Here is a 26,872-nt window from a genome sequence, read left to right as displayed (position 1 = left end):
ACCCGGTAGTTAAGCCTTCCAGCGCCGATGGTACTGCACTCGTGAGGGTGTGGGAGAGTAGGACGCCGCCGAACATTTTTTCCCTGTGGGGCACCCGGTTTTTCCGGGTGCCCCACAGGGCTTTTTTGCGTTACCGTCCAGAGATGGCGGACGTCGCGAAGCACGACTTGACCACCTTCTGGTCCCTGACCGAGGGCTTCTTCACGGCGGACCCGGTTTTGCACACAGTCGCGATCGCCGCGGTGAAGCGCAGGCTGAACAACGCTCAACCCGTGGACGAGCCGTCGACCTGCGTCACGGTCACCGAGGACGGGGACTTGGTCGCCGCCGCGCTGCGCACCCCGCCGTGGCCGGTCACGTTGAGCGGTGTCCCGCCGCAGTGGGCTGCCGACGTCGCCGAAGCACTCGTCCAGGATGGTGAGCTGCCCGGAGCGAGTGGACCGCGTGACTCGGTTGAGGCGTTCGTCATCGCCTGGGTGGCCCGCACCGGGCGCAGCGCGCGCGAAGTCATGTCGCTGCGGCTCTACCGCCTGGAAGAACTGCGGGCCCCGGACGTGCCGGGGACCGCCCGCCGAGCCACGCTGGACGACGTCGACCTGCTGACCCGCTGGTACGAGGAGTTCAACGCCGAGGCGACCACCCACGTCACCCACGCCTCCGCGCGGCAGCTGGTCGGCGCGGGAATGCTCTCGGGCGGCGGCTACTTCATCTGGTCAGCCGAAGACGGCACCCCGGTCTCGTGGGCCGCCGCCAGCGCGCTGGCCTCCGGGATGTCGCGCATCGGTCCGGTCTACACGCCGCCCGAGCACCGCAGGCACGGCTACGGCGCGGCCATCACGGCGGCCTGTTCGACGTGGGCCGTGGAGCGGGGTGCTGAGCACGTGGTGCTGTTCGCCGACTTGGCGAACCCGGTGTCGAACTCGGTCTACCAGCGGATCGGCTTCCGCGTGGTGGGGGACGCCATCGAGTTCGCCTTCAGTCCCGCTGGTGGCTGAGCAGGTCACCCGGTTGGCAGTCCAGTGCCTGGCACAGCGCGGTCAGCGTGCTGAACCGGATCGCCCTGGCCCGCCCGTTCTTCAGGACCGACAGGTTGACCACGGTCACGCCGACGCGCTCGGACAGCTCGGTCAACGTCATGCCTCGCTCGGCGAGCAGCCGGTCGAGGTGCACCCGGATGGTCACACGGTCCCTTCGAGGTCTTCGCGCATCTCCGCGCTCGCGCTCATGATCCGCGCCAGGGACATCATGCCCAAGCCCACGAACGGCGCCCACCACGGGAAGTCCCACACCGCGAACAGGTCGGGGCCGCCCAGGTCGCGGGTCACCGCGTGCTGGGGCAGGGAGCGCAGCGCCGCCGCCTCGACGAGGCTCGCGACCGGTGGCGCCACCAGGACGTAGAGGCCGAACCGCCGCACTCGTGCCGCCGTGCCGACGGTGTGGACGCCGTCGGCAGCGGCCCGGCGCAGGAGGGCCAGCAGGAGGTACAGCGCGCCCGCCGTGCACAACAGCACCGGTGCTGCCACCAGGCAGCCGAGCACCCGCTCCCAGAGGGTCGGCTGGTCGAGGCAGACGCCGAAGTCCAGTCGGCTCACCCGCGCCCCCTGCCGGAGCGGGGAGGCGGGCTCCACCTCGGACGGGATGGTCCAGCCCGGCGCGGGAAAGCAGACGGAGCCGCGGAGGGAGCGGAACACGCCGAGCGCCGCGCCCGCGACGAGCACCAGGGCGGCCAGCGGGAACAGCAGCGACAACGTGCCGAACAGCGGTTGTAAGGGATCGCGCTCGCTCTTCGTGGTCACAACGCCCCCATATCGTTCTTCGATGTTATCGAGGAACGATAGCTTCGATGACCTGGCGCGTCACCGGGCGGTTGCGGGCGTGCGAGGAGAACACCAGGGACGTGGTCGTGTCGCCGTACCGCATGGCCTCCTCGACGAACACCTCCAGCTCCGCCATCGACCGGCACACCACGCGCAGCAGCCAGCAGTCGTCCCCGGTCACGTGGTCGGCGTCGCGGACGTGCGGCATGGTCACCACGCGCTCGCGGAACCGGGGCGTGTCGAGGCTGCGCACCCGCACCCGCACGATCGCCTCGATCGGCAACCCGAGCCGCTGCGGGTCCACGGCGGCGGCGTACCCGGTGATCACGCCCGCCTGCTCCAGCCGTCGCACCCGCTCGGTGGTGGCGGGCGCGGACAGCGACACCCGCTTGGCCAGCTCGGTGAACGTCATCCGACCGTCTTCCTGGAGCAGTTCCAGGATCTTCCAATCCAGATCATCCAGTTCCACCGTGGAATCGTAAGCGGAAGGCCGCTATCGCCTGGGGTTTCCACTGTGCTGGCGGGGCTTGTCGCAGCACGATCTACCCATGACCAACACACTGCGCTTCCCGCCCGCCGACCCCGCCGCCGCGGCCGCGTTCTTCGCCGCGGAACTGGCCTTCGAAGCCGACCCCGACGACGTGGTGCACGACCTCCGCGCCGGTGACGACGCCGGTTTCCGGCTGGTCGAGACCCGCAGCCGGGAGGCGTTCGCCCGCGTCCGCATCCCCGGCGCGGTCAACCTGCCGCACTGGGAGGTTGACGAGGCCGCCACCGCCGACTGGGACCGCGACCTGGTCTACGTCTGCTACTGCGAGAGCTCGCAGTGCAACGCCGCCACCAAGGGCGCGCTCGCGCTGTCCCGGCTGGGGTTCCGGGTCAAGCGGCTCTCGGGCGGCATCACCGCCTGGCAGGCGGCCGGTCACCCGGTGGAGGGTGACGCGGTGGGGGGTGAAGCGGAAGAAGCGGGTGCACCGCGCGGAATCGCTTGCCACTGCTGATTTACCCTCGGTCGGGTGACGCGACTGCTCGTGATCCAGCCCGGTGACGACGACCCGCCCGCCCGCCTCGGTGACTGGCTGTCCAGCGCCGGGGCGGAGCTGGACGTGGTCCGGCCCTACGAGGCCCCGCTGCCCGACCTCGACGGCTACCGGGGTGTGGTGTGCCTGGGCGGGGCGATGGGCGCGCTGGACGACGCCGAGCACCCCTGGCTGGCCGACGTGCGGGCGCTGCTGTCCCGCGCGGTGGCGAAGAAGGTGCCGCTGCTGGCGATCTGCTTGGGCGCGCAACTGCTGGCCGCGGCCACCGGTGGTCAGGTCCGGCGTGGCAGGCACGGCCCAGAGGTGGGCGTGCTGCTGGTGGCCAAGCGCGACGTGGCGGGTCGCGATCCGCTGTTCGCCGACCTGCCGTGGACGCCGGACGTGCTCCAGTTCCACGAGGACGAGATCAGCTTGCTGCCGCCCGCCGCGGAGCTGCTCGCCTCCTCGCCCAAGTACGCCAACCAGGCATTCCGGGTCGGGGAGAGCGCCTACGGATTGCAGTTTCACATCGAAACTACTTCGGAGATGGTGCTCGGCTGGGCCGCGAACTCACCCGACGCGGCCGCGTGCGCGCGACCGGGTCAGCTCGACCCCGACCAGTTGGACCAGGGGCATGCCGACATCGCCGAGGTGTGGCGACCCTTCGCCGAGCGGTTCGTCCGGTTGGCGGCGGGCGAGCTTGCTCCGGCTGGCCGTGGCGTGGGCCTGCCGCTGGTGTGACGAACGTCCGCTGATCGGAACCTCCGACGGGTCGTCTGTTCACCGGTACGCCCGGTAGCGTTCACCCACGACTGTGTCGTTTCAGACGGAGGAATCAGCGTGGATGCCTCGCTCCTCGTCATCATCGTGGTCGTCACGGCGTTGGCGTTCGACTTCACCAATGGCTTCCACGACACGGCCAATTCGATGGCCACCTCGATCGCGACGGGCGCGCTGCGCCCGCGCACCGCGGTGGCGTTCTCGGCGGTGCTGAACCTGGTCGGCGCGGTGCTGTCGGTCGAGGTGGCCAAGACGATCTCGGGCGGCATCGTCGACGACGCCCTGATCACCCCGGCGGTGGTGTTCGGCGGCCTGGTCGGGGCGATCCTGTGGAACCTGGTCACCTGGTACGTGGGCCTGCCCTCCAGTTCGTCGCACGCCCTGTTCGGCGGTCTGATCGGCGCCACCTGGATCGCCTCCGGCACGGACGCGGTGCACTTCGCCAAGGTGGTGGACAAGGTCGTCGCGCCCGCGGTGGCCGCGCCGCTGGTGGCGGGCATCGTCGCGCTGCTGGCCACCCGGTTGACCTACCGGCTGACCAAGGGGGTCAGCCGGTCGGTGTCCGACCGGGGCTTCAAGGCCGGGCAGATCGCCTCGGCCGCGCTGATGTCGCTGGCCCACGGCACCAACGACGCGCAGAAGACCATGGGCATCATCACGCTGACGCTGATCACCTCCGGGATGCTGGCGCCCGGCGCGGCCCCGCCGCTGTGGGTGGTGCTGAGCGCGGCCATCGCCATCGCGCTGGGCACCTACCTGGGTGGCTGGCGCATCACCCAGACCCTGGGCAAGGGGCTGACCACCATCGAGGCGCCGCAGGGCTTCGCCGCGCAGACCAGCGCGGCCACGGTCATCCTGGCCTCCTCGCACCTGGGCTTCGCGCTGTCGACCACGCACGTCGCCTCCGGCGGCATCATGGGCTCCGGCCTGGGGCGGCAGCCCGGCGGCGTGCGGTGGAGCGTGGCGGGCCGGATGGCGATGGCGTGGCTGCTCACCCTGCCCGCCGCGGGCGTGGTCGGCGCGATGGCGGGCAAGGTGGCCTCCACCGGCACCCTCGGCGTGATCGCGGTGGCCGTGCTGGGCGTGGCCATCGCGACCCTGATCTACCTGCTGTCGCGACGCGAGCCCGTGCGGCCCGAGCACGTGGTGGACGAGATCGCGGCGCAGGCCGAGACCCACAAGGTGGCGGCGTGACGATCGACTGGGCGGCACTGGGCTCCGTGTTCGGCGTGAGCCTCGTGGCGGTGCTGGCGCTGGTGACCCTGTTCGCGGGCGGATTGCGCGCGCTGACGGCGCGGGAGGCGGCGCGCTCGCGCGGCGGCTCCGGCACGGCGGGCACCGCGACGGCCACCGCCTGCCTGACCGCGTGCGTGATCGTGGTGTTGTTCGGGATCTACTTGATCGTGGCCGGCTGAGCCGTCCCCCTCCCGGCCCGGCGGACTACGGTGTTCGTCGATGACCGATCCAGTGCGCATCCCCCTGTCACCCGCCCGGTTCGGGCTGACCGAGGCGCGCGGCGGGGAGCACCTGCGCGCGGCCGGGTGGTGGACCGAGCGCGGCCCCACCGAGGGCAGCGAGCCCGTCCTGGCGGCGCTGTCCCGCAGCCCCGACCCGGACCTGGCGCTGCGCGGCGTCGACCGGCTGCGCGAGGCGCTGGGTGAGTACTGGTCCGAGCTGGCCGAGGCGCTGCGCGAGGACGCGGTGCTGCGCGGCAGGCTGCTCGCGGTGCTCGGCTCCTCCACCGCGCTGTCGGACTTCCTGGTCACCAACCCCACCCGGTGGCGGTCGCTGACCGACGCCGACCGGGTCGATCCCGCGACCTTCGCGCCGCTGCTGGTCGACGCCGCCGTGAACGGGGACGACGCGGTCAAGTCGCTGCGGCTGGAGTACCGGGGGCTGCTGTGCCGGATCGCCGCGGAGGACCTGGCGCACGTCGTCGAGCCGGAGCTGCCGTACGTGCACTACGACGACGTGGCGGCGCTGCTGTCCGACCTGGCCGACGCGGCGCTGCGGGCCGCGCTGGAGGTCGCCCAGGCGCGGGTGCCGCGCTCGGAGGAGTGCTCGCTCGCGGTGATCGCGATGGGCAAGTGCGGCGCGCGCGAGCTGAACTACGTCAGCGACGTGGACGTGGTGTTCGTCGGCGAGGGCGACCTGGGCGTGGCCACCAGGGTGGCCAGCACGCTGATGCAGGTCGCGGGCCAGGCGTGCTTCGAGGTGGACGCGGCGCTGCGGCCGGAGGGCAAGGCGGGCGCGCTGGTGCGCACCCTGGACGGGCACGCCTCCTACTACCGCCGGTGGGCGCGGACCTGGGAGTTCCAGGCGCTGCTCAAGGCCCGCCCGGTGGCGGGCGACCGGGAGCTGGGGCGGCGCTACCTGGAGGTGGTCCGGCCGCTGGTGTGGACCGCGGCCGAGCGCGAGGACTTCGTGCCCGACGTGCGGGCGATGCGCCGCCGCGTCGAGGACCACGTGCCCGCCGACCGGACCGACCGGGAGCTCAAGCTGGGCCGGGGCGGCCTGCGCGACGTGGAGTTCGCCGTGCAGCTGCTGCAACTGGTGCACGGGCGCGGCGACGAGGAGCTGCGCATCAGCACCACCACGCAAGCGCTCGCGGCGCTGGGGCGCGGCGGCTACGTGGGCCGTTCGGACGCCGCCGACTTCGGCCGCGCCTACCGGTTCCTGCGCACGCTGGAGCACCGGTTGCAGCTGCAGCGCCTGCTGCGCACCCACCTGTTCCCCGCCGACGACGACGAGGCGGGCCTGCGCTGGCTGGCCCGCGCCACCGGCATCCAGGCCGAAGGCGGCCTGTCCGAGGCGCAGGTGCTGCTCGCCGAGTTCCGCAGGCGCGCCAACCAGGTGCGCAGGCTGCACGAGAAGCTGTTCTACCGGCCGCTGCTGCAGGCCGTGGCCAACGTGCCCAGTGAGGCGCTGCGGCTGACCACCAAGCAGGCCGCCGCCCGGCTGGCCGCGCTGGGCTACGCCGCCCCGGACGGCGCGCTCAAGCACATCGAGGCGCTGACCAGGGGGGTGTCCCGGCGGGCGCGCATCCAGGGCGCGCTGCTGCCGGTGCTGCTGGACCTGCTGGCGACCACCCCCGACCCCGACGGCGGCCTGCTGGCCTACCGGCGGGTCTCCGAAGCGCTCGCCGAAACCCCCTGGTACCTGCGGCTGCTGCGGGACGAGGGCGAGGTGGTGGAGCGCCTGGCCACGCTGCTGGGCACCTCGAAGCTGGTGCCGGACCTGCTGGTGCGCGCGCCGGAGGTGCTGCGGCTGCTGGCCGACACCGGGGAGCTGACCGGGCGAGACCCGATCACCATCGGCAACCCGCTGCGCAGCGCCGTGTCCCGGCACAACGACCCCGAGCGCGCGGTCACCGCGGCCCGGTCGCTGCGCAGGCACGAGCTGCTGCGGGTGGCGGCGGCGGACCTGCTCGGGCTGGTGCCGCTGCGCACGGTGTGCGTGTCGCTGTCCGAGGTCTGGGTGGCGGTGCTGGGGGCTTCGCTGGACGCCGTGGTGCGGGCGGGCGGCGCGCGCCCGGCGCGGATCGCGGTGATCGGCATGGGCAGGCTCGGCGGGCGGGAACTGGGCTACGGGTCGGACGCGGACGTGATGTTCGTGTGCGAGCCGGAGCCGGGGGTCAGCGACGCGGAGGCGGCCCGCTACGCGTCCTCGGTGGTGGAGCGGGTGCGGCGGCTGCTCAGCGCGCCCAGCCAGGACCCGGCGCTGCAGGTCGACGCCGACCTGCGGCCCGAGGGGCGGCAAGGGCCGCTGGTGCGCACCCTGGACTCCTACCGGGCCTACTACGCCCAGTGGTCCGAGCTGTGGGAGGCGCAGGCGCTGCTGCGGGCCCGGTTCATCGCGGGCGACGCCGACCTCGGGCGGCGGTTCATCGAGCTGGTCGACCCCATCCGGTACCCGGCGTGCGGGCTGGACGCGACCTCGGTGCGGGAGATCCGGCGGATCAAGGCGCGGGTGGAGGCCGAGCGGCTGCCGCGCGGCGCGGACCCGTCCACCCACACCAAGCTGGGGCGCGGCGGCCTGGCCGACGTGGAGTGGACCGTGCAGCTGCTGCAGCTGCAGCACGCCGCCGAGGTGCCGTCGCTGCGCACCCCCTCCACCGTGCGCGGCCTGCGCGCCGCCGCCGAGGCCGGGCTGCTGCCCGAGTCCGACGCGGCGGAGCTGCTGGAGGCGTGGACCCTGGCCACCAGGGCGCGCAACGCCGTGGTGCTGGTCCGCGGCAAGCCCGGCGACCAGCTGCCCACCGCGGGCCGCGACCTGGCCGGTGTGGCGGCGGTGATGGGCCACCCGCCGGGCACCGACCCCGGCGAGTTCGTCGAGCACTACCGCCGCACCGCGCGGCGCGCGCGGGCGGTGGTCGAGCGCGTCTTCTACGGCTCCTAGACACTGGAGCCGTGAAAGCGATCGCGCAGAACCAGTTCGGCGACCCCGAGGTGCTCCAGCTCCAGGACCTGCCCGACCCGGCGATCGGCCCGGACCAGGTGCTGGTGCGGGTGCGGGCCGCCGGGGTCAACCCGGTGGACGCGCTGGTGCGCAAGGGGTACTTGAGAACCGCGATGCCGCACCACTTCCCGCTGGTCCCCGGTTGGGACGTGGCGGGCGTGGTGGAGGCGGTCGGCCCGGCCGTCGAGGGCTTCGCACCCGGTGACGAGGTCTTCGGCTACCAGCGCAAGGACCACGTCCAGCACGGCACGTACGCCGAGCTGGTCGCGGCCACCGAGCGGGGGCTGGCGCACAAGCCCGCCGCGCTGTCGTTCGAGCAGGCGGGCGGCCTGGCGCTGACCGGCCTGACCGCGGTGCAGTCGCTGCGCAAGGTCGGCGTGGGGGAGGGCGACACGGTCCTGGTGCACGCCGCGGCGGGCGGCGTGGGGCACCTTGCGGTGCAGGTGGCCCGCCTGCTGGGCGCGCGCCGGGTGATCGGCACGGCGTCGCCGCGCAACCACGACTTCCTGCGCTCGCTGGGCGCGGAGCCGGTGTCCTACGGGGACGCCCTGCTGGACAACGTGGCCGACGTGCTCGGCGACGACGTGGTGGACGTGGCGTTCGACTGCGTCGGCGGACACGCGCTGAGCGACTCGTTCACCCTGGTGAGCGACCCGGCCAGGGTGGTGTCCATCGTGGACCTGAACGTGCTGGAGCTGGGCGGCACCTACGCCTACGCCAAACCGGTCCAGGCGGACCTGCGCTGGCTGGCCGACCGCGCCGAGGAGGGCGCGCTGCGGGTGGAGGTGCAGCGGACGTTCCCGCTGGAGCGCGCCGCCGAGGCGCACCGGCTGCTGGAGGGCGGCCACGTGCGCGGCAAGGTCGTGCTGGTGGTGTGAGGGGACGGGCGCGGGCCCGCCCCCTCACCGGGCTCACTCCTCGTCGACTGCGGGCACCGAGGTGAGGATCTCGACGACCCACTCCTCGACGAAGGTGTCGTCGGACTCCTCGTCCGGCACGAGCCGGTTGGACACCCTGACGCCCAGGCCGAGCACGTCGGCGGCGCTGATCGCCTCGATGGCCTCGGCGGCGGAGTCGAAGATGTTGGTGGACAGCACCTGAGCGGTGGTTGCGACGTCATCAGACACGGCGCGACCCTAACCGCCCGCCCCGGCGGGCGCCGCGCAGCCCCGGCGCCCGCCGCGGGTTCGCCTGCCCGCCGCCTGCTGGTCAGGGGGTGTTTTCCCACGCGACGCATTGACTGAGAGTGGTCTTCACGTCGAAACTGTGTCCACTCCTGGGGGAGTGCCCACGCACGCGTGCGCCCGGACGAAGGACGTCATGGACGACGAGAGCCATCGCAAGAACAGCAGTGCCGCGTTGAAGATCGCCCTGGTCGCGCTGGGTGTCCTGGTGCTGCTCGGAGTGGTCCAAGCCGCCACCGCGGGCACCGTCGGCATCGGCGCGCTCAGCATCCAGCTGCGCGACGAGCCCGCCCCGACGACGACCCAGCGCACCGCGCTGCCCGGCGCGGGGCTGGAAGCCGCCCTCGGTGGGGCCACCACCGACGGCGACGCTCCGACCAGCGCCCCGGAGAAGGTGGTCACCGGCTCCTGGAAGCAGGCGCGCGGGCTGCTCACCGTCGAGGTCACCAAGGTGGAGAGCGTGAGCGGGCGGCTGCGGGTGCACGTGACGGCCATAAACGCCAGCACCTCGAAGATGGACATGCCGCTGGCCTCCGTCTCGGCCACCGACGACGCCGGGCTGGACTACACCGCGTCGCTGTCGACCAGCAAGTGGTCGGCGTCGGTGCCCAAGGGCAACAGCACCTCCGGCTACCTGGAGCTCAACCAGCGGCCCGGCCCGGACAGCGGGGTGCTCACCCTGACCTTCGCGGGCATCGTCGGCCAGCTCGCGCCGACCGGCGGCTCGGTGAGCGTGTCGGGCATCCCGCTGCCCAAGTGACCCTTCGCCGCCGGGTCGGGGCCGCTAGGCCAGCGGAGCCGACCGGGCGCAGGCCGCGTCCACCGAGGCGCGGCACCGGTCGGGCTCGTCCCCCGCGCTGACCAGCAGCGCGATCAGCATGGCCGGGCAGTGGTCGAACGCCTCCGAGGACAGCGGACCGGTGGCGACCAGGGAAGCCAGGCCGTGGGCGATGGCCCAGCTCTGCGTGGCCAGGTCGCGCGCGACCACATCGGCGCGGAAGCGGCCCGCCTCCTGGCCCCGCACGACGGCCCGGACCAGGTAGTCCAGCGTGTCGTCGGCGGCCTGGGCGTCTTCGAGCTCGAAGTTCGCGTCGAACATGACCCGGTACAGGTCGGGGTTCTCCAGCGCGTTGCGCAGGTAGGCGATGACCAGGGTGGCCAGGTCCTGCACCGGGTCCTCGGAGGTCTCCACCGCCGCGAACCCGACCGCCAGGCGGGTGAAGCCCTCCTGGCGCAGGGCCTTCCACATGCCGTCCATGCTGCCGAAGTGGGTGTAGACGGCCATCGTCGACACGCAGGTCCCCGCCACCAGCGAGCGCAGCGTGATGGGCTCGCGCGTGCGCAGCATCTGTGCGGCCCGCTCGATCAGCAAGGTGCGCACCGCCGGGTCCTTCGTCCTGCCCATGGCGTCAGGCTACCGGGGTGATTTGATCCATAGCATTGCAATGCTATAGTTCGGGCAACCGAACCTACGAGGAGTTGGCATGGCCATCACGCTGGTGAACCCCGAAGGACTGCCGAAGGTCGACGTCTACCGGCAGGTCGCGGTCGCCACCGGGTCGAAACTGGTCTTCATGGCCGGTCAGGTCTCCTGGGACGCCGAGGGCCGCACGATCGGCGAGGGCGACCTGGCCGCCCAGGTCGAGCAGTGCTACCTCAACGTCGCCACCGCCCTGGCGGGCGTCGGCGCGACCTTCGACAACGTGGTGAAGCTGACCGTCTACGTCGTCGACTGGACCCCCGACAAGATGCCCCTGTTCCTGGAGGGGGCCTCCCGCGCCGCCGCCAAGCTCGGCGTCACCCCGGTCCCGCCGGGCACCCTGATCGGCGTCGCGGCGCTGGACGTGCCCGAGCACCTGGTCGAGATCGAGGCCACCGCCGTCCTGGACTGAGCGGACGACGTGCGAAGGCCGGGGGCCGGGTGACCGCAGCGGTCACCCGGCCCCCGGCCTTCACGTCCGGCTCGGTGCGGTGTCAGCTCGCCCAGTACGAGATGTGGCCGAACGTCACGGGACCCCTGAGGTCGGACGGCCACGCGATCTTCACCTTGCCCGCCAGCTGGCCCTTGCCCGGCAGGTCGAAGGAAATCCCGGTGGGGGTCACGCTCGGGCCGGAACTCGGCGTCGCGGCGTAGACCACCGCCGAGTGCTGGCTGTTGACCGGCACTTCGACGTACTCGGGCTTGCGGCCGACGGTGAGGGCGACGTCGAGTTCACCCTTGGCGTCGAAGAACCGCACGTTGCTCAGAGGGCCGCCGATCTTGCAGCTCACGCCCTCCTTGGCGGCCAACTCGATGATGAACAGCTTGCTGCCGCTGTTCGGCGAGTGCCCGTCGTGAGCCCTGACGTTCAGATCCGCGTCGGTGCACCACGGGACGTCGGAGTTCGCGGACTGCGCGTTGCCGGCAGAGGCCGCAGAGGTACCCGCGACGGCCAGGAGGGCGGCGCTGGTCAGCGCGGCGGCGGTCAAGGTCTTGCGGAACACGTTCACGTGTCTCCTGAATCTGGTGAATTATTTCCCTTGCACTCCAACTGACGTCTCGGTTTTTCCTGAGGTTGCTGCAACACTAAAAATTAGAGGCATTCGGATCACCGTGTTGGGCCTCTCGGAGCAACCGGACCCGCGCGCCTGGCTCGGCGCACCGATCACCCGTCACAGCGTCGTCGTGGGTCGACGCTGATCCACGTCTGACGGCCTGGAGACGGCCTGATCACGGAGGAAGGCGTCAGCATCGAGCACTCGCCGAGTACCTGGGCCGCGCTCGACAAGGTGTTCGGGGAGAAGACGGCGTGACCGCTGGAACGACTGAGGGCCGGGTGACTGGTTCAGTCACCCGGCCCTCAGCCCGCACACTCAGCTCAGTGCGCCGATCACACGTCGTAGTACAGCGCGAACTCGTAGGGGTTCGGGCGCAGGCGCAGCGGGTCGATCTCCTGCTCGCGCTTGAACGAGATCCAGGTGTCGATCACGTCCGGGGTGAACACGCCGCCTTCGAGCAGGAACTCGTGGTCGGCCTCCAGGTTGTCCAGCACCGCGTCCAGCGTGGCCGGGACCTGCTTGACGTCGCGGGCCTCCTCCGGCGGCAGCTCGTAGAGGTCCTTGTCGATCGGGGCGGGCGGCTCGATCTTGTTCTTCACGCCGTCCAGGCCCGCCATCACCATGGCGGAGAAGGCCAGGTACGGGTTGCCCGACGAGTCGGGGCAGCGGAACTCGATGCGCTTGGCCTTGGGGTTGTTGCCGGTGATCGGGATGCGCACGCACGCGGAGCGGTTGCGCTGCGAGTACACCAGGCTGACCGGGGCCTCGTAGCCGGGCACCAGGCGGTGGTAGGAGTTCACCGTCGGGTTGGTGAACGCCAGCAGCGACGGCGCGTGGTGCAGGATGCCGCCGATGTAGTGGCGCGCGGTGTCGGACAGGCCCGCGTAGCCGGACTCGTCGTGGAACAGCGGCTGGCCGTCCTTCCACAGCGACTGGTGGGTGTGCATGCCCGAGCCGTTGTCGCCGAACAGCGGCTTCGGCATGAAGGTGACGGTCTTGCCCGCCTGCCACGCGGTGTTCTTGATGATGTACTTGAACAGCATCAGGTCGTCGGCGGCGTGCAGCAGGGTGTTGAACTTGTAGTTGATCTCCGCCTGGCCCGCGGTGCCGACCTCGTGGTGGGCGCGCTCCACGGAGAAGCCGTTGCTCTCCAGGTTCAGCACCATCTTGTCGCGCAGGTCGGCGTAGTGGTCGGTCGGCGTGACCGGGAAGTAGCCGCCCTTGTACTTGACCTTGTAGCCGCGGTTGCCGCCCTCTTCCTCGCGGCCGGTGTTCCACCAGCCGGAGATCGAGTCGATCTCGTGGAACGAGGCGTTGGCGGTGGTGTCGAAGCGGATGGAGTCGAAGATGTAGAACTCCGCCTCGGCGCCGAAGTACGCGGTGTCGGCGATGCCGGACTCGGTGATGTACTGCTCGGCCTTGCGCGCGATGTTGCGCGGGTCGCGGCTGTAGGCCTCGCGCGTGAAGGGGTCGTGCACGAAGAAGTTGACGATCAGCGTCTTCTCGATCCGGAAGGGGTCGAGGCGCGCGGTGTAGAGGTCGGGCAGCAGCAGCATGTCCGACTCGTGGATGGACTGGAAGCCGCGCACCGACGAGCCGTCGAAGGCCAGGCCCTCGGTGATGGCGTCGGCGTCGAAGGCCGCCGCGGGCAGCGTGAAGTGCTGCATGACGCCGGGCAGGTCGCTGAACCGGACGTCGACGAACTTCACGCCCTCGTCGGAGATGAACTTCAGGACCTCGTCGGGATTCTTGAACACCCTCGTCGACTCCTCTGCTGCGGTGGGGGCGTGGTGGTGCGCCGCTGCCTGGCGCGGCCTGCCATCGCGGCGACCGTATGACCGCGGTGTTGCCCGGCAATCACCCTGGTGTTTCGCCAGTGTTAACGGAGCGCTCCTACCGGGCAACCCGGCCGCCCGGTCCTCACCCGCTGAGAGCGGCTTACTCTGGAGGGGTGAGCAGGTGGACCGGTTCGTGGCTTTCAGGACCTCGCGCGGCGCTGGAGCCGGGCGCCGACTCCGGTGACGGCACCGGGCAGCGGTGGAAGGGCGAGCGGCTCGGCCTGCCCGAGTCCGGTCCGGGCTCCATCGCCCCCACCGGCCGCCGCGCGCTGGCGATCCTGGTCGACTTCCTGCTCTCCGCGGGCGTCGCGGGCCTGTTCACCTACCCCGAACTGCCGCGCAACTGGAGCCTGCTGGCCTGGTTCGCCATCACCACCATCGCGGTCGCCTTCTTCGGCTTCACCCCCGGCCACGCGCTGTTCCGCCTGCGCGTCGCGCGCGTCGACGGTGTCGCGCTGGTCGGCCTGCCCAGGGCGGCCCTGCGGACCGCCCTGATCTTCCTGGTCATCCCCGCCGTGGTGTGGGACGCCGACGGCCGGTGCCTGCACGACAAGGCGTCCAGGACCGTGGTCGTGCGGATGTGACCGGTCGCGTCAGCGGCGGCGCATGGCGCGCTGGACGTTGCGCATCTTGGCGCCCTGCGGGAGCGGGCCCTTGGGCATCGCCGCACCGCGGCTGGCCAGCGCGGTGAGCCGGTTCTCCATGGTGTCGACCTGGGCGGCGGAGATGTTGCGCGGCAGCTTCATGAGGTGGGCCTGCAGCTTGCGCAGCGGCACCTGGCCCTCCTCGGCGCCCACGACCACGTCGTAGATCGGGGTGTCGCCGACCACCCTGGCGACCCGCTTCTTCTCCTGCGCGAGCAGGCCCTTGACCCGGTGCGGAGCGCCCTCGGCGACCAGCACGACACCGGGCCTGCCGATCACGCGGTGCACCATGTCGCCGCTGGTGGTGCCCGCCACCGCCTGGGTGACCCGCCACCGGCCGCGCATGTTGTCCAGCGCCCACGCCGCCGCGCCGGGCTGGCCGTCGGCCTTGGCGTAGACGTTGCGCTGCACCCGGCGGCTGAACACGATCACCGCGAGCAGCGCGCCCACCGCGATGCCCAGCGGCAGGAACACCCACTGCAGGTCCCAGATCAGGCCCAGCAGGAACGCCAGCGCGATCGCGCCGAGGAACGCCGCCAGCATCCACGGCACCAGCGCCTTGTCCTCGCGACGCTGCACCTTGAACGCCTCGAGGATCTGCCCGCGCCTGGCGCGCGATGCCTCGCGCCGCGCCTTCGCCGCTTCCTTGCGGGCCGCCTTGTCCTGCTTTCCAGCCATACCGCCCAGGATACGGCGAGCCCTCTCGCCCCAACACGGGAGGAGGCGGCGGGAATGCGAGGATGCTGCCCATGGACCGGCTGCTGGAGGGACTCGACCCGGAACAGCGCGCCGCGGTCGAAGCGCCGCGCGGTCCGGTCTGCGTGCTGGCGGGCGCGGGCACGGGCAAGACGCGCACGATCACCCACCGCATCGCGTACCTGGTGCAGCGCGGTCACGTCGCGGCGGGCCAGGTGCTGGCGGTCACCTTCACCGCGCGGGCGGCGGGGGAGATGCGCACCCGGCTGCGCGCGCTGGGCGTGTCCGGCGCGCAGGCCCGCACCTTCCACGCCGCCGCCCTGCGCCAGCTGCGCTACTTCTGGCCGAGGGTGGTCGGCGGCGAGCAGTGGCAGTTGATCGACCGCAACAAGCTGCGGCTGATCGCCCAGGCTGCCAACCGCGCGGGCCTGTCCACCGAGTCGGACTCGCTGCGCGACCTGGCCGGTGAGATCGAGTGGGCCAAGGCGTCGCTGATCACCCCGGAGGACTACCCGGCCGCCGCGGCGCGGACCCACCGCGACACCCCGGCGCCCGCCGAGCGCGTCGTGCAGGTCTACCAGGGCTACGAGCAGCTGAAGAACACCGCACAGCTGCTGGACTTCGACGACCTCCTGCTGCACACCGCGGCGGCGCTGGAGGAGCACGGCGACGTCGCCGAGGAGTTCCGCGACCGCTACCGCTGCTTCGTGGTCGACGAGTACCAGGACGTCACGCCGCTGCAGCAGCGCGTGCTGGACGCCTGGCTCGGCGCGCGCGACGACCTGACCGTGGTCGGCGACGCCAACCAGACCATCTACTCCTTCGCGGGCGCCTCCCCGCGCCCGCTGCTGGACTTCCCGCGCCGCTTCCCCGAGGCGACGGTGGTGCGGCTGGAGCGCGACTACCGCTCCACGCCGCAGGTCGTCGCGCTGGCCAACGAGGTCATCAAGTGGGCGCGCGGCCGTCCGGCGGGCTCCCGGCTGCGGCTGATCGGGCAGCGCCCGGACGGCCCGCAGCCCCGGTTCGCCGAGTTCGACGACGAGCCCGCCGAGGCCGCGGCCATCGCGCAGCGGGCGCGGGCGCTGCTGGACGAGGGCGTGCCCGCCAGCGAGATCGCGGTCCTGTACCGGGTCAACGCCCAGTCCGAGGTCTACGAGCAGGCGCTGGCCGAGCTGGGCATCCCCTACCAGGTGCGCGGCGGCGAGCGGTTCTTCCAGCGCGCCGAGGTCCGCCAGGCGATGATCGCGCTGCGCACCGCGGCGGCGCACCAGCCCTCCGGCGAGCTGCCCAAGGTGGTGCGCGAGGTGCTGGCGGGCGTCGGCCTGACCGACGAGCCGCCCGCGGGCGGCGCGGCGCGGGAGCGGTGGGAGTCGCTGCTGGCCCTGGTCGAGCTGGCCGAGGAGCTGACCACCGCGGTCGAGGGCGCGGACCTGCCCAAGTTCATCGCCGAGCTGGACATGCGGGCCGAGGCCCAGCACCCGCCGACGGTGGAGGGCGTGACGCTGGCGTCCCTGCACGCCGCCAAGGGCCTGGAGTGGGACGCGGTGTTCCTGGTGGGCCTGGTCGAGGGCACGGTGCCGATCCAGCACGCCGACGGCGACGAGGCCGCGGTCGAGGAGGAGCGCAGGCTGCTCTACGTGGGCGTCACGCGCGCACGCGAGCACCTGTGGCTGTCGTGGGCGCTGGCGCGGGCCGCGGGCGGGCGCCGCTACCGGCGGCGCAGCAGGTTCCTGCACGGGCTGGTCCCCGAGGACCACCCGGCCGCGCGGGCGGTCCGGCGCGAGCCGTCGCAGCGCAAGCCGAAGCCGCAGTGCCGGGTGTGCGGCTCGCAGCTGCTGGAGTCCAGGGCGGTCAAGCTCGGCCGGTGCGCGAGCTGCCCGTCGGACCTGGACGAGGAGCTGCTGGAGAAGCTGCGCTCGTGGCGGGCGGGCCGGGCGCGCGAGCTGAAGGTGCCTGCCTACGTGGTGTTCACCGACGCGACCCTGGTGGCGATCGCCGAGCAGCGGCCGACCGACGTCGCGGGCCTGGTGGCGATCGCGGGCATCGGCGCGGCGAAGCTGGACCGCTACGGCGACGACGTCCTGGCCATTGTCCAGGGCAAACGCTGAAATCTCACCCGATCGACAGGTATTTGGAAAAACCGGTTGCACCGTGTACGGCGGGGGTCATAACCTGCTGAGGCCGGGCGCGGAGCGCCCGCTGGGGAATCAAGAACCGCTCGGGACGAGCGCGCGAGGGAGGTGACCGGTCGTGAACGCACTCCAGTGCTTCTGGACGCCCGGTTACCGGCTGACCGAGGGCGTCATCGTCATGCCGGCCGCGGTTCACGTCGCGGGGGACAAGTCTGCCCGCGATCGCCGCGCTGTGAAGAGCGTTGAGCGAGCTCTGCCGATCCTGGTGCAGGCCACCGAGCCGCACGCTGTCCCTACTCAGATCGTTGCGCCGTCCGCGCGAGAGCGAAGTACCTGACACACCTGTAGTCAGGCCACCAGCTCACGAAGGCCGCGGACCCGTAACCGGATCCGCGGCCTTCGTGTTTTGTCCGACAACTGTCGCACGACCAAACCCCATCGCAAGACCGTGACAGGAGTGCACCTGATGTTGTCCGCGACCGTTCCCATAACCGGAACGCTGTCCACCGAGCCGGACCTGGCGGGGCAGGGCGTGGCCGCCCTGATCGACACCGCGCCGGGGGCGGGCTTGGCGCTGCCCTGCCGCACCAACGACCCCGACCTGTGGTTCGCCGACGCACCCGCCGACCTGGAGCAGGCCAAGAAGTTCTGCGCGACCTGCCCGGTGATCGCCGAGTGCCTGGCCGGGGCGCTGGCCCGGCACGAGCCCTGGGGGGTCTGGGGCGGCGAGATCTTCGAGCGCGGCGCGGTGATCGCGCGCAAGCGTCCCCGTGGGCGCCCGCGCAAGGACGCCGCACCCGTTGTTCCCGCGGCGCCCGCCGCGACCGTTGTCCGGGGGGCTACCGACCAGGAGGCCGCCGCGTGACCACGTTCAGCTCCACCACCGCCACCGCCGATGTCGTGACCGCCGACCTGAACCCCAGGGGGAACCCCATGTTGCTCGAAGAAAACCTGGCCAGATCCCGAATGCGCGAGGCGGAGATATCCGCCGAGCGGCAACGGCTGGCCCACCGGCTCGTCGTCGCCCGCAGGTGGCGGCGACTGGCCGGGTGGGCCGAGCGCAGGGCCGCTCTGAAGGCTCGCGCGCTGTGATGCCGTGACGGTGATGCCGTGATGCCGTGATGCCGGGTGCCCGCCCTCCCCGTTCCAGTGGGAGGGCGGGCACCGCGCGTCGGTACCGTGCTCGGTGTGGCAGCTCACACCCATGACGGCATCGACTGGTCATCGCGGCTGGTCGCGATGCGACGCAACGACGAACTGGACGCCGAGGCCCTGCACGTGGTCGCGCGCAGGCTCGTGCGCCCTCTGCCGGACAACCCGACCGTGGTCGACGTCGGCTGCGGCGCGGGCGGCATGAGCGTGCCGCTGGTCGAAGCGCTGGCCGCGCGCGGCGGCGGCACCGTCGTGCTGGTGGACGCCGTGCCGGAACTGCTCGACGCGGCGGTCACCGCGGCCCGCGCGGCCGCGACCTACTCCACCGACGCCGCCGTCCGCGTGCGCCCGGTCCTGGCCGACATCGCCACCGAGCGCCCGGCCGAGTTCGCGAGCCCGGCCGACCTCGTGTGGGCCTCTCGGGTCGTGCACCACCTCCCTGATCAACGTGCCTGCGTGCTGGGTCTGATCGACGCCCTCGCCCCCGGTGGCAGGCTCGCCCTGGCCGAGGGCGGCCTGGAGGGCCGGTTCCTGCCGTGGGACCTCGGCGTCGGCGAACCCGGCCTGGAGGACCGCCTCGCCGCCGCCCGCGCCCAGTGGTTCCTGCGGATGCGCGAGAACATGCCCGGCAGCGTGCGGCTGACGGTCGGCTGGAACACCGTGCTGGCCGAGGCGGGCCTGCTCGACGTCACCGCGTTCAGCTACCTGGTCGACCACCCCGCGCCCGCCAAGCAGGCGGTCCGGGACTGGGCGGTGGAGCGCCTGCGGTGGCTGGCCGACGCCGCAGGCGACCTGCTGCACCCCGCCGACCGGCAGTCGGTGCGGCGCCTGCTCGACCCGCAGGACCCGGCGTACGTCGGGCTGCGCGACGACGTGTTCCTGCTGCTCGCGCAGACGGTCCACGTGGGACGCAAGCCGTGACCGCCACCTGCTCCCGCTGCGGGCGCCCGCGCACCGGGGAGCCCGCCGAACTGCTCGCCTGGGTGCGCGAGCGGGACCGGGGCGCCGACCGGTGGCTGTGCCCGCCCTGCGCCCGCGCCCACGTCCGCGACATCGAGGGCAAGCTGCCGGCCGAGTACTGGTGAGCCCCGGTGGGGACTTCAGGGGGCACGGGCGTTCGACTCGCGGGAGGTGAGGGCGCGCAGGGCGGAGCGGGGAGCGGCGGCACCGCGCTTGCTGCCCGCGTTCAGCTCGGCGAGCAGGGCGGGCAGGCCGCACAAGCCTGCGCGCACCACCGCGCCCAGCAACTGGTGCACGCGCAGCGGCTGGGGTTCGCGGCGGACCGCGTCCAGGACCGCCCTGGCCGCGCCCGCCAGCGCCAAGCCGTCGCGGACCACCGCCGTCGGCAACCGCGTGGTGCGCTCCAGGAACACGTAGTCGTGCCCCGTCAACCGCCTGCCCTCCGGTTGCAGCACGTGCACCCGGTCCGGCTCGGGCAGGTGTGAAAGGCCCTGTTCGCGCAGGGCGTGAACACCGGTGATGACCGCACCCGGACCGGCGTAGACCAGGGCCGCGCGCAGCCGCTGCGCGCGGGTCGGCGGACCGGCGCTGAGCAGCAGCACCCCCGGCAGGATGCGCTGCCACGGCCCGCCGGGGCGGCACCTGAGGTCGATCTGGTGGCCGGTCACGCCCGCCGCTCGCAGGTCCGCCGTCCGGATCACGTCATCGGTCATGCCCCGATCCTGCGGCGGAGCGGACCCCGTGACCAGCGCCGTCGGTCAACCTGTGGACAACCGGCACCCCTGTGGACAACTGCCTGTGGACAACTCCAGCCGTCGGACGATGTCAGTCGTCGAAGCCCGGCTGCCACTTCGCCACGATGGCCCGCGCGGGCACCTCGGCGTCGAGCTGGCACAGGATGCCCGTCGCGCCCAGCGTCACCCGGTGGATCAGCAGGTACTGCGGCGGCAGGTTCAGCGACCGGCCCGTCTGCGAGTCCGGGCTGCGCAGGTCGCCCACCCGCTCCGCCTGCGACTGCAACCACCGGCGGGTGAAGTGGAACCGCTCGGTGCGCAGCGGCTCGACGAACGGTCCCAGGTAGGCCAGCACGTCCTCGCCGTGCAGCTCGGTGCCCGGCCGGATGAAGTGCTCCGAGCGCAGCAGCTCCACCAGGTCGTCGGGACGGCCCTCCAGCGCCAGCCGGGTCATCAGGCCCAGCGTCTTGGGCAGGCCGTCGGGCAGCCTGGCCACCGCGCCGAAGTCGATCACGCGCAGCCTGCCGTCCGCGCCGAGCAGGAAGTTGCCGGGGTGCGGGTCGGCGTGCAGCAGCCCCGCGCGGCTGGGCGAGGAGAAGTGGAACTGCGACAGCAACCTGCCCGCCAGGTCGCGCTCGGCCCGCTCGCCGTCGCGGATGATCGAGGCCAGCGGCTTGCCGTCGATCCACTCGCTGACCACGACCTTGGGCGAGCTGGCCACCACCTTGGGCACCAGCACCTCCGCGTCGCCCGCGAACGCCTTGGCGAAGGCCCGCTGGTTGTCCGCCTCGGTGCGGTAGTCCAGCTCCTCGACCATGCGGTCGCGCAGCTCCTCCAGCAGCGGCTTGACCTCCGCGCCCGGCACCACCGCCTGCAGCACCCGGCTGAACCGCAGCAGCTGCCGCAGGTCCGCCTGCAACGCCTCGTCCGCGCCGGGGTACTGCACCTTCACCGCCACGTCCCGGCCGTCGTGCCAGACCGCGCGGTGCACCTGGCCGATGCTCGCCGAGGCCGCCGGGTGGTCGTCGAACTCGGCGAACCGCTTGCGCCAGCCCGCGCCCAGCTGCTCGGCCAGCACCCGGTGCACGGTGCGCGCGGGCATCGGCGGCGCCGCGGACTGGAGCTTGGTCAGCGCCTCGCGGTAGGGCGCGGCCAGCTCGTCGGGCACCGCCGCCTCGAACACGCTCAACGTCTGGCCGAACTTCATCGCGCCGCCCTTGAGCTGCCCGAGCACCGCGAAGACCTGCTCCGCGGTCTTGGCCGAGACCTCGGCGCTGACCTCCTCGGAACTGCGGCCTGCCAGCCGCTTGCCCCAGCCGCCCACGACCCGGCCCGCCACCCCGAGCGGGAGGCTGGCCAGCTTGGCGGTGCGCTGCACGGCCTTGCGCGGGATCTCGTCCACCCGATGATTCTCCCCTCGACCGGGAAGCGGCCGCAGTGCTCCCTCCCCAAAACCTACACACGCGCCCGCGCGGCGATCCCGCTCACCGGCGCGCGCGGCACTCGCAGCGGGGGTGCGCGGGGGCGGGCACCCGCTCGACCGCGCCGTTCCAGGCGTCGACCTCCAGCGTGCCGTCCCAGGTGGCGGGCTGGGCGCGGGTCAGCTCCTCGTGGTCGAGCGCGAGCAGCGCCTGCGCCGCGGCCAGGCCCGCGGTGACGCTGGTGGTCGCCTGGTCGGCGTGCTGGACCCGGTCGGCCAGCTGCGCGGCGATCAGCGGCCACGCCCCGTCCTCGTCGGCTCTGCGCAGGTCGGCGCAGCGCAGGCAGCTCGACCGGCCCGGCACCACCAGCGGTCCCACCACCCCGAGGCCCTCGCGGACCCGCACGGCCAGGTGGGTCGTGCCCTCCAGCACCAGCGCGTGCACCAGGTCCGGTCGGGGAACCAGGGCGTCGGCCAGCACCACCAGGTCGGGCGCCCTGGTCGCGACGCCGGTGCGGACCGAGGCGGACGCCCGCCGCACCGCCTCGCGCGCCACCTCCCGCCGGGGCCTGCCCACGTCCGCGTCGGGATAACCGGGTCCGGTGTCCTCGGCGCCGACCTGGCCGTGGGTGGCCACGTGCACCCGGCCCACGCCCGCGGACGCCAGCAGCCCCGCGACGGCCACGGCGAGCCCGCCGTCGCCGTGCACCACCACGCAGCGCTGCGCCCGCGTCGCGGCCAGCTGCGGCGCGGGGCGGCCGGTGCGCAGCGCCCAGCCGGTCGCCTCGGCGGTCAGCCGGGGGTGCGGCGGGGGCGCCGCCTCCTCCAGCAGCCCCCGGCCTGCCAGCCAGCGCAGCACCTCCAGCAGCTCATCGGCCTGATCGGCGTGCTCGGCGAGGCTTTCGCCCAGCTCAGCGGTGGTGTGCTGGCCGGAGAGGGCGAGCAGGGCGGCGGCCAGCGGCGCGCGCACCTCCTCCACCACGAGCGCGTGCCTGGGGTCGACGCCGATCTGCAGCACCCCGGCCGCCCGGCGCAGCACCGGGATGCCCGGCAGCACCCTGGGGCGGTTGGGAACGTCCATGCCCTCCACCTTGGCGGTCCCGCCGACCAGCGCGAAACGGCTGTCCACAGGCGCGGGCGGCATCCACAGGCAGCGCGACCGGGGTTGACGGGGTGGCCGGGTGCGCGCTACCCCGGCCACCGCCCGCGTCAGACCCCGGCCTTGCCGAGGATGCGGGTCACCGTGGTCCCGCAGACGGGGCACTTGCCCTTGGCCATCCGGCGGTTGTTGCTCTCGGTCACCTCACCGGTGAAGTCCCGCTTCTCGCGGCACTTCACGCAGTAGCCGTTGTAGGTCTCGGCCACGCCGTCCTCCTGCGATTCGGGAACGCGGCGCATCCACGCCGCGCTCCGGGGCTGCGCAGCACGCTACCTCCGGTGAGCCGATGCCGCTGCACACCGCACCGCGCGTGTCCAGCCGCCTTTCGGAGGAATCCGGTGCGCCACCCCGGACGTGCGGCCACCTGGACGCCGCGCGTTGTCGGTGTCTGGCCTTACCGTGAACGCCATGCCCGAACCGCAGGTGGAGGTGCGGCGCAGCGCCCGGCGCCGTCGCATGGTGAGCGCGTACCGGGAGGGGGACACCGTCGTCGTCCTGCTCCCGGCGCGGATGAGCAAGACCGAGGAGAAGCACTGGGTGGCGGAGATGCTCAGCCGCCTGCAGCGCAGCGAGACCCGCAGGCGCTCCCCCTCCCGCACCTCCGACGCGGCCCTGCTGGCCCGGTGCGAGGAACTGGCCGACCGGCACCTCGACGGCGTGCGCCCCAGCAGCGTGCGCTGGGTGCCGCCGATGCGCACCCGCTGGGCCTCGTGCACGCCCAGCGAGGGCACCATCCGCATCAGCGAGCGGCTGCGCGACGTGCCCGCCTGGGTGCTGGACTACGTGCTGGTGCACGAGCTGGCCCACCTCACCGTGCCGGGGCACGGCAAGGACTTCTGGGAGCTGGTGCACCGCTACCCCCGGTCCGAGCGCGCCATCGGCTACCTGGAGGGCCTCTCGGCCGCCGCGGGCCTGGGCATCACGGAGGAGGATTGAACGACCGCCCGCGCGTCACACGTCCGGGTGCCGCTGACTGACCGCCCGCGACGGCGGGTGGTAGTCAGCGGCCCCGGTGGGCGGGACGGGTAGTACTTGCAGACGCGCTTGGGGTCAGGCGTCGTCGTCCTTCTTCTTGTCGTCGTCCTTGTCCTGGAGCGTGCGCTCCAGCTCGGCGATCGGGTCCTCCAGGGCGGCCCGCGTGCTGCCGAAGCGCTCGGCGAACTCCATCGGGTCGTCCAGGTCCTCGGCCGTGGGGATCAGGTCCGGGTGCTCCCACACGGTGTCGCGCACCTCGGCGCCGTGCTGGTCGCCCAGCAGCTTCCACAGCGCCGCCGCCGAGCGCAGCCTGCGCGGCCGCAGCTCCAGGCCGACCAGCGTGGCGAAGGTCTGCTCCGCGGGGCCACCGGACGCGCGCCGCCGCCGCAGCGTCTCGCGCAGCGCGGCCGCGCCGGGCAGCCGGTCGCCCACGGCCTCGGCCACCACCACGTCCACCCAGCCCTCGACCAGCGCCAGCAGCGTCTCCAGCCGGGTCAGCGCGGCCTTCTGCTCGGGCGTGGTCTGCGGCTCCAGCATCCCGGACTTCATCGCCTCCTCGATGCTGGCCGGGTTGGTCGGGTCGACCTGACCCGCCAACTGCTCCAGCGCCGAGGTGTCGACCTTGATGCCGCGCGCGAACTCCTCCACCGTGTCCAGTAGCCGCTGGCGCAGCCACGGCACGTGGCTGAACAGCCGCTGGTGCGCGGCCTCGCGGGCGGCCAGGAACACCAGCACCTCGCTGGCCGGGCGCTCCAGGCCCTCGGTGAACTTCTCGATGTTGGCGGGCAGCAGCGCCGCGGTGCCCTCCGGCCCCAGCGGCAGCCCCACCTCGGAGGAGGTCAGCACCTCCGAGCCGAGCTGCGCCAGCGCGCCGCCCAGCTGCGAGCCGAACGCCATGCCGCCCATCTGCCCCAGCATCGACAGCAGCGGGCCCGCGGCCTCCTTGGCCTCGGCGGGCATCGCCTCCACCCACGCGCCGGAGACCCGCTGCGCCACCGGGTCGCACAGCCGCTGCCAGGTCGGCAGGGTGCGCTCCACCCACTCGCGCGCGGTCCAGCCCTGCGCGGTGCGGCTGCCCGCGGGCAGCGCGGTCACCGGGTCCAGCCACATCTCGGCCAGGTGCACGGCGTCGGCCACCGCGGTGTTCTGGTCCGGCCCGAAGCCGGTGGTCGAGCCGCCCTTGCCCGCCAGCTGCTGCAGCGCGATCTGCTTGGCCAAGTCGTAGTTCACCGGCCCGGACGACGACCCGGCGCCGCTGAACATGGCGCCGAGCTGGCTGAGCATCGCGCCCAGCTGGGAGAAGTCGAAGGGGTTGGCCCCCTGGTCCCCTGGCTTGCGGTTGCGGTCGTCGGGGTCCTGCGGGCTGAACCCGAAGGGCAGGTCACTCATGCCACCACGGTACGCGGGGTGGGCCTGCCGCGCGGTGCTGGTTCGCCGTGGGCGTGCGGGCCGTACCCTGTCCGGCGTGAGCGACACCGCCGTGCAGCAGGGCACCCCGCCGACCCCGCCGCGCCGCGGCCTGACCCGGCGCACGTGGACGCTGGTGGTCAGCCTGACCCTGGTGCTCGTGCTCGGCGTGCTCGGCGGGTTCGCCAGGGTGCCCTACGTGGCGCTGGGCCCCGGCCCCACCTACGACACCCTCGGCCAGGCCGACGGCACCGACGTGGTGGAGGTGGAGGGGCAGGAGACCTTCCCCACCGGGGGCAGGCTGACCATGACCACGGTGTCGCTGACCGACGACGTGTCGCTGTTCGGCGCGCTCGGGCTGTGGCTCAGCGGCCGCTACGCGCTGGCCCCGCGCGAGGAGTTCTTCCGCCCCGGCGAGTCCGAGGAGCAGGTGCGCGACCAGAACACCAAGGCGTTCGAGGACTCGCAGACCAGCGCCGAGGTCGCCGCGCTGCGCCACTTGGGCTACCCGGTGAAGGTGGTCGCCGCCGAGATCACCAAGGGCAGCGCGGCGGACAACGTGATCCAGCCCAACGACCGCCTGCTCGAGATCAACGGCAAGCCCGTGACCACCGCCGACGAGGTGCGGCCCGCCCTGGAGACGACCAAGCCGGGCGACCAGGTCGAGATCACCTTCCAGCACGAGCAGGACCGCCGGACCGCCCGCGTCACGCTGGGCCGCGCCGAGGGCAGGGACAGCGGCTTCCTCGGCCTGCTGCCGGTGGACCGCGCCGACGTGCCGTTCGAGATCAAGATCAGCCTCAACGACGTGGGCGGCCCCTCGGCGGGGTTGATGTTCGCGCTGTCGATCGTGGACAAGCTGACCCCCGGCGAGCTCAACGGCGGGCAGTCCGTCGCGGGCACCGGCGAGATCAACGAGAAGGGCGAGGTCGGCCGGATCGGCGGCATCGCCTTCAAGATGGTCGCCGCGCGCGAGGGCGGCGCGACGACCTTCCTGGTGCCCGCGGGCAACTGCGACGAGGCCAGGCAGAACGCCCCCGAGGGCCTGCGCCTGGTCAGGGTCGAGAAGCTGGACGACGCCGTCCGCTCGCTGGAGTCCCTCGCCAAGGGCGGCACCGCCCCCACCTGCTGACCCCGAGCCCTCAACGCTCAGTTCGCGCGGTCGGGTGGGCACCACGCGAGGCCGCGTCGGCCTGTCGGGATGCCTTTCGGAAAAATCACGCCCTTCGATTTTTCCGAAACGCGTGCCGATGGGCCGACTTCCAGGCGGCCGAGCCGCCGTCTGCGGAGCAGCGGCCATCAACACAGCCGACTTCCAGGCGGCCGAGCCCGCCGCGCCGGAGGCGCGGCAATCTAACTGAGCGTTTCCAATAGGGCGTGGGTGAGGTTGGGGGCCAGTTCGGGGTGCTCGACGACCTCTTCCGGTCGTTCGGCGTCGCCGCGCAGCCGCAGCACGCACGCGGCCGAGCCGTCCCGCAGCACCGCCGCCACCAGCCGGGCCTCCCGGCGCTGCGGGTGCTCCGCGGCGAACCGGCGGGCCTGCTCGTCGTCTAGGTCCTCCTCGGACAGCTGCGCCTCCGCCTCCGGTGGCAGCACGACGATCTCCTGGGCCAGCGCGCACCCGGCGACGACCTCCGGCCACTGGATGCCCGCCAGCGCCCGGTCCAGCTCGGCGTCGGGCAGCGAGTCCTGCGCGATGGGGGTCAGCGGCGAGGCGGTCGGGTCCAGCTGGTCGGCCAGCTCGGGCTGCTGGGCGAGCAGCTCCGCGGTCGGGACCAGGGCGAACAGCTGCGGGGCCTGGTTCCACCCGGCGGTGGAGACGAAGTCCTCCACCTCGCGGGCGACGGCGGGCAGCATCACGGGCGGGGTATCACTGGCTGGCACGCCCGTCATGGTCGCATCCGGCGGAATCGGATGACCGAACGGGGAACCCGCGGCGGCCTCCGTAGAGTTGGACAG

Annotated in this window: 32 protein-coding genes; 18 read left to right on the top strand and 14 right to left on the bottom strand. The window is 72.8% G+C overall.

The features are described 5' to 3' along the window. Window positions 1-143: 143 nt before the first annotated feature. Window positions 144-995, top strand: a complete 852-nt coding sequence (locus IEZ00_RS08385) for a GNAT family N-acetyltransferase (RefSeq protein WP_189222542.1) — start codon at window positions 144-146, stop codon at window positions 993-995. On the opposite strand, the gene IEZ00_RS08380 is transcribed toward IEZ00_RS08385, so the two are convergent. From IEZ00_RS08380 to IEZ00_RS08370, 3 genes are read right to left on the bottom strand one after another with little or no spacing between them, the layout of a single operon-like run. Next, complete coding sequence (locus tag IEZ00_RS08380) at window positions 976-1,182, bottom strand: helix-turn-helix domain-containing protein (RefSeq protein WP_189222541.1); 207 nt, start codon at window positions 1,180-1,182, stop codon at window positions 976-978. The two genes, IEZ00_RS08385 and IEZ00_RS08380, sit on opposite strands and share 20 nt — an antisense overlap. Beyond that, window positions 1,179-1,796 carry a DUF2975 domain-containing protein gene (locus tag IEZ00_RS08375; protein ID WP_189222540.1) on the bottom strand — a complete coding sequence of 206 codons (618 nt, stop codon included), beginning with the start codon at window positions 1,794-1,796 and terminating at the stop codon, window positions 1,179-1,181. The genes IEZ00_RS08380 and IEZ00_RS08375 overlap by 4 nt, the downstream gene beginning before the upstream one ends. 25 nt (window positions 1,797-1,821) lie before the next feature. Next, window positions 1,822-2,286 carry an Lrp/AsnC family transcriptional regulator gene (locus IEZ00_RS08370; RefSeq protein WP_189222539.1) on the bottom strand — a complete coding sequence of 155 codons (465 nt, stop codon included), beginning with the start codon at window positions 2,284-2,286 and terminating at the stop codon, window positions 1,822-1,824. 79 nt (window positions 2,287-2,365) lie between these two features. Here IEZ00_RS08370 and IEZ00_RS08365 point away from each other — a divergent pair, with 79 nt between their 5' ends. From IEZ00_RS08365 to IEZ00_RS08340, 6 genes are all read left to right on the top strand, one after another. Next, entirely contained in the window at window positions 2,366-2,818 is a 453-nt protein-coding gene (locus IEZ00_RS08365; RefSeq protein WP_189222538.1) for a rhodanese-like domain-containing protein, read from the top strand. A gap of 15 nt (window positions 2,819-2,833) precedes the next feature. After that, window positions 2,834-3,577 (top strand): type 1 glutamine amidotransferase, encoded by a 744-nt coding sequence (locus tag IEZ00_RS08360; protein WP_189222537.1) that lies wholly within the window; start codon window positions 2,834-2,836, stop codon window positions 3,575-3,577. A 99-nt stretch (window positions 3,578-3,676) separates the two neighbouring features. Beyond that, window positions 3,677-4,810: an inorganic phosphate transporter gene (locus IEZ00_RS08355; protein WP_189222536.1), complete on the top strand. Its 1,134-nt coding sequence runs from the start codon at window positions 3,677-3,679 to the stop codon at window positions 4,808-4,810. After that, on the top strand, window positions 4,807-5,031 hold the full coding sequence (locus tag IEZ00_RS08350) for a hypothetical protein (RefSeq protein ID WP_189222535.1): 225 nt from the start codon (window positions 4,807-4,809) through the stop codon (window positions 5,029-5,031). The genes IEZ00_RS08355 and IEZ00_RS08350 overlap by 4 nt, the downstream gene beginning before the upstream one ends. Window positions 5,032-5,071: 40 nt before the next feature. Next, complete coding sequence (locus tag IEZ00_RS08345) at window positions 5,072-8,014, top strand: bifunctional [glutamine synthetase] adenylyltransferase/[glutamine synthetase]-adenylyl-L-tyrosine phosphorylase (RefSeq protein WP_189222534.1); 2,943 nt, start codon at window positions 5,072-5,074, stop codon at window positions 8,012-8,014. An 11-nt stretch (window positions 8,015-8,025) separates the two neighbouring features. Further along, complete coding sequence (locus IEZ00_RS08340) at window positions 8,026-8,952, top strand: NADP-dependent oxidoreductase (RefSeq protein ID WP_189222533.1); 927 nt, start codon at window positions 8,026-8,028, stop codon at window positions 8,950-8,952. A 33-nt stretch (window positions 8,953-8,985) separates the two neighbouring features. Here IEZ00_RS08340 and IEZ00_RS08335 read toward each other — a convergent pair whose 3' ends face one another. Continuing rightward, window positions 8,986-9,201, bottom strand: a complete 216-nt coding sequence (locus tag IEZ00_RS08335) for a hypothetical protein (protein WP_189222532.1) — start codon at window positions 9,199-9,201, stop codon at window positions 8,986-8,988. Window positions 9,202-9,394: 193 nt separating this feature from the next. On the opposite strand from IEZ00_RS08335, the gene IEZ00_RS08330 reads away from it, so the two are divergent. Then, complete coding sequence (locus IEZ00_RS08330; RefSeq protein ID WP_189222531.1) at window positions 9,395-10,018, top strand: hypothetical protein; 624 nt, start codon at window positions 9,395-9,397, stop codon at window positions 10,016-10,018. A 24-nt stretch (window positions 10,019-10,042) separates the two neighbouring features. On the opposite strand, the gene IEZ00_RS08325 is transcribed toward IEZ00_RS08330, so the two are convergent. Continuing rightward, window positions 10,043-10,663 (bottom strand): TetR/AcrR family transcriptional regulator, encoded by a 621-nt coding sequence (locus tag IEZ00_RS08325; protein ID WP_189222530.1) that lies wholly within the window; start codon window positions 10,661-10,663, stop codon window positions 10,043-10,045. A gap of 79 nt (window positions 10,664-10,742) precedes the next feature. Here IEZ00_RS08325 and IEZ00_RS08320 point away from each other — a divergent pair, with 79 nt between their 5' ends. Further along, window positions 10,743-11,150, top strand: coding sequence for a RidA family protein (locus IEZ00_RS08320; RefSeq protein WP_189222529.1), 408 nt, complete (start codon window positions 10,743-10,745; stop codon window positions 11,148-11,150). An 82-nt stretch (window positions 11,151-11,232) separates the two neighbouring features. On the opposite strand, the gene IEZ00_RS08315 is transcribed toward IEZ00_RS08320, so the two are convergent. Next, a complete protein-coding gene (locus IEZ00_RS08315) occupies window positions 11,233-11,748 on the bottom strand; it encodes a hypothetical protein (protein WP_189222528.1) in 516 nt (171 codons plus the stop codon). Between the two features lie 380 nt (window positions 11,749-12,128). Continuing rightward, entirely contained in the window at window positions 12,129-13,553 is a 1,425-nt protein-coding gene (gene glnA, locus IEZ00_RS08310) for a type I glutamate--ammonia ligase (RefSeq protein ID WP_189222527.1), read from the bottom strand. Window positions 13,554-13,747: 194 nt separating this feature from the next. Here glnA and IEZ00_RS08305 point away from each other — a divergent pair, with 194 nt between their 5' ends. Further along, window positions 13,748-14,218 carry an RDD family protein gene (locus IEZ00_RS08305; RefSeq protein WP_189222526.1) on the top strand — a complete coding sequence of 157 codons (471 nt, stop codon included), beginning with the start codon at window positions 13,748-13,750 and terminating at the stop codon, window positions 14,216-14,218. A gap of 9 nt (window positions 14,219-14,227) precedes the next feature. Here IEZ00_RS08305 and IEZ00_RS08300 read toward each other — a convergent pair whose 3' ends face one another. Further along, complete coding sequence (locus tag IEZ00_RS08300; RefSeq protein WP_189222525.1) at window positions 14,228-14,956, bottom strand: DUF4191 domain-containing protein; 729 nt, start codon at window positions 14,954-14,956, stop codon at window positions 14,228-14,230. 62 nt (window positions 14,957-15,018) lie between these two features. Between IEZ00_RS08300 and IEZ00_RS08295 the strand changes: the two genes are divergently transcribed. The 6 genes from IEZ00_RS08295 (at window position 15,019) to IEZ00_RS08270 (ending at window position 19,343) form a co-directional block, all read left to right on the top strand. Then, window positions 15,019-17,082, top strand: coding sequence for an ATP-dependent DNA helicase UvrD2 (locus IEZ00_RS08295; RefSeq protein WP_373293082.1), 2,064 nt, complete (start codon window positions 15,019-15,021; stop codon window positions 17,080-17,082). Window positions 17,083-17,224: 142 nt separating this feature from the next. Continuing rightward, a complete protein-coding gene (locus IEZ00_RS08290; RefSeq protein WP_189222523.1) occupies window positions 17,225-17,443 on the top strand; it encodes a hypothetical protein in 219 nt (72 codons plus the stop codon). A gap of 129 nt (window positions 17,444-17,572) precedes the next feature. Then, window positions 17,573-17,971 carry a WhiB family transcriptional regulator gene (locus tag IEZ00_RS08285; RefSeq protein ID WP_229795250.1) on the top strand — a complete coding sequence of 133 codons (399 nt, stop codon included), beginning with the start codon at window positions 17,573-17,575 and terminating at the stop codon, window positions 17,969-17,971. Next, window positions 17,968-18,198, top strand: a complete 231-nt coding sequence (locus IEZ00_RS08280) for a putative WhiB-interacting protein (protein WP_189222522.1) — start codon at window positions 17,968-17,970, stop codon at window positions 18,196-18,198. Before IEZ00_RS08285 ends, IEZ00_RS08280 begins: the two co-directional genes overlap by 4 nt. A 96-nt stretch (window positions 18,199-18,294) precedes the next feature. Further along, a complete protein-coding gene (locus IEZ00_RS08275) occupies window positions 18,295-19,179 on the top strand; it encodes a class I SAM-dependent methyltransferase (protein ID WP_189222521.1) in 885 nt (294 codons plus the stop codon). Continuing rightward, complete coding sequence (locus tag IEZ00_RS08270) at window positions 19,176-19,343, top strand: hypothetical protein (protein WP_189222520.1); 168 nt, start codon at window positions 19,176-19,178, stop codon at window positions 19,341-19,343. Before IEZ00_RS08275 ends, IEZ00_RS08270 begins: the two co-directional genes overlap by 4 nt. Before the next feature lie 15 nt (window positions 19,344-19,358). Here IEZ00_RS08270 and IEZ00_RS08265 read toward each other — a convergent pair whose 3' ends face one another. The 4 genes from IEZ00_RS08265 to IEZ00_RS08250 form a co-directional block, all read right to left on the bottom strand. Next, window positions 19,359-19,931, bottom strand: coding sequence for a hypothetical protein (locus IEZ00_RS08265; protein ID WP_189222519.1), 573 nt, complete (start codon window positions 19,929-19,931; stop codon window positions 19,359-19,361). Window positions 19,932-20,043: 112 nt separating this feature from the next. Then, window positions 20,044-21,354, bottom strand: coding sequence for an ABC1 kinase family protein (locus IEZ00_RS08260; protein ID WP_189222518.1), 1,311 nt, complete (start codon window positions 21,352-21,354; stop codon window positions 20,044-20,046). An 82-nt stretch (window positions 21,355-21,436) separates the two neighbouring features. Further along, complete coding sequence (locus IEZ00_RS08255; protein ID WP_229795248.1) at window positions 21,437-22,453, bottom strand: TOMM precursor leader peptide-binding protein; 1,017 nt, start codon at window positions 22,451-22,453, stop codon at window positions 21,437-21,439. Between the two features lie 128 nt (window positions 22,454-22,581). Next, window positions 22,582-22,770 carry a DUF5679 domain-containing protein gene (locus IEZ00_RS08250; RefSeq protein WP_189222516.1) on the bottom strand — a complete coding sequence of 63 codons (189 nt, stop codon included), beginning with the start codon at window positions 22,768-22,770 and terminating at the stop codon, window positions 22,582-22,584. A 169-nt stretch (window positions 22,771-22,939) separates the two neighbouring features. Between IEZ00_RS08250 and IEZ00_RS08245 the strand changes: the two genes are divergently transcribed. Continuing rightward, on the top strand, window positions 22,940-23,467 hold the full coding sequence (locus tag IEZ00_RS08245) for a M48 metallopeptidase family protein (RefSeq protein WP_189222515.1): 528 nt from the start codon (window positions 22,940-22,942) through the stop codon (window positions 23,465-23,467). A gap of 114 nt (window positions 23,468-23,581) precedes the next feature. Here IEZ00_RS08245 and IEZ00_RS08240 read toward each other — a convergent pair whose 3' ends face one another. After that, the gene (locus IEZ00_RS08240) at window positions 23,582-24,895 is read right to left on the bottom strand and encodes a zinc-dependent metalloprotease (RefSeq protein ID WP_189222514.1); all 1,314 of its coding nucleotides are present in this window, start codon (window positions 24,893-24,895) and stop codon (window positions 23,582-23,584) included. A 76-nt stretch (window positions 24,896-24,971) separates the two neighbouring features. Here IEZ00_RS08240 and IEZ00_RS08235 point away from each other — a divergent pair, with 76 nt between their 5' ends. Beyond that, window positions 24,972-26,045: a YlbL family protein gene (locus tag IEZ00_RS08235; RefSeq protein WP_229795246.1), complete on the top strand. Its 1,074-nt coding sequence runs from the start codon at window positions 24,972-24,974 to the stop codon at window positions 26,043-26,045. 221 nt (window positions 26,046-26,266) lie between these two features. Here IEZ00_RS08235 and IEZ00_RS08230 read toward each other — a convergent pair whose 3' ends face one another. Continuing rightward, entirely contained in the window at window positions 26,267-26,806 is a 540-nt protein-coding gene (locus IEZ00_RS08230; protein ID WP_189222512.1) for a PPA1309 family protein, read from the bottom strand. Between the last annotated feature and the right edge of the window lie 66 nt (window positions 26,807-26,872).

It is taken from the genome of Saccharothrix coeruleofusca (genome assembly GCF_014648515.1).
GTDB classification, from domain to species: Bacteria; Actinomycetota; Actinomycetes; order Mycobacteriales; family Pseudonocardiaceae; genus Actinosynnema; species Actinosynnema coeruleofuscum.
This window is presented reverse-complemented; position numbering and strand designations above follow the sequence as displayed.

Coding starts and splice junctions, on each gene's coding strand:
- IEZ00_RS08385 (WP_189222542.1), top strand. CDS start 144: ATGGCGGACGTCGCGAAGCACGACTTGACCACCTTCTGGTCCCTGACC.
- IEZ00_RS08365 (WP_189222538.1), top strand. CDS start 2,366: ATGACCAACACACTGCGCTTCCCGCCCGCCGACCCCGCCGCCGCGGCC.
- IEZ00_RS08345 (WP_189222534.1), top strand. CDS start 5,072: ATGACCGATCCAGTGCGCATCCCCCTGTCACCCGCCCGGTTCGGGCTG.
- IEZ00_RS08330 (WP_189222531.1), top strand. CDS start 9,395: ATGGACGACGAGAGCCATCGCAAGAACAGCAGTGCCGCGTTGAAGATC.
- IEZ00_RS08325 (WP_189222530.1), bottom strand. CDS start 10,663: ATGGGCAGGACGAAGGACCCGGCGGTGCGCACCTTGCTGATCGAGCGG.
- IEZ00_RS08320 (WP_189222529.1), top strand. CDS start 10,743: ATGGCCATCACGCTGGTGAACCCCGAAGGACTGCCGAAGGTCGACGTC.
- IEZ00_RS08300 (WP_189222525.1), bottom strand. CDS start 14,956: ATGGCTGGAAAGCAGGACAAGGCGGCCCGCAAGGAAGCGGCGAAGGCG.
- IEZ00_RS08295 (WP_373293082.1), top strand. CDS start 15,019: ATGCTGCCCATGGACCGGCTGCTGGAGGGACTCGACCCGGAACAGCGC.
- IEZ00_RS08285 (WP_229795250.1), top strand. CDS start 17,573: ATGTTGTCCGCGACCGTTCCCATAACCGGAACGCTGTCCACCGAGCCG.
- IEZ00_RS08265 (WP_189222519.1), bottom strand. CDS start 19,931: ATGACCGATGACGTGATCCGGACGGCGGACCTGCGAGCGGCGGGCGTG.
- IEZ00_RS08255 (WP_229795248.1), bottom strand. CDS start 22,453: ATGGACGTTCCCAACCGCCCCAGGGTGCTGCCGGGCATCCCGGTGCTG.
- IEZ00_RS08250 (WP_189222516.1), bottom strand. CDS start 22,770: ATGCGCCGCGTTCCCGAATCGCAGGAGGACGGCGTGGCCGAGACCTAC.
- IEZ00_RS08245 (WP_189222515.1), top strand. CDS start 22,940: ATGCCCGAACCGCAGGTGGAGGTGCGGCGCAGCGCCCGGCGCCGTCGC.
- IEZ00_RS08240 (WP_189222514.1), bottom strand. CDS start 24,895: ATGAGTGACCTGCCCTTCGGGTTCAGCCCGCAGGACCCCGACGACCGC.
- IEZ00_RS08230 (WP_189222512.1), bottom strand. CDS start 26,806: ATGACGGGCGTGCCAGCCAGTGATACCCCGCCCGTGATGCTGCCCGCC.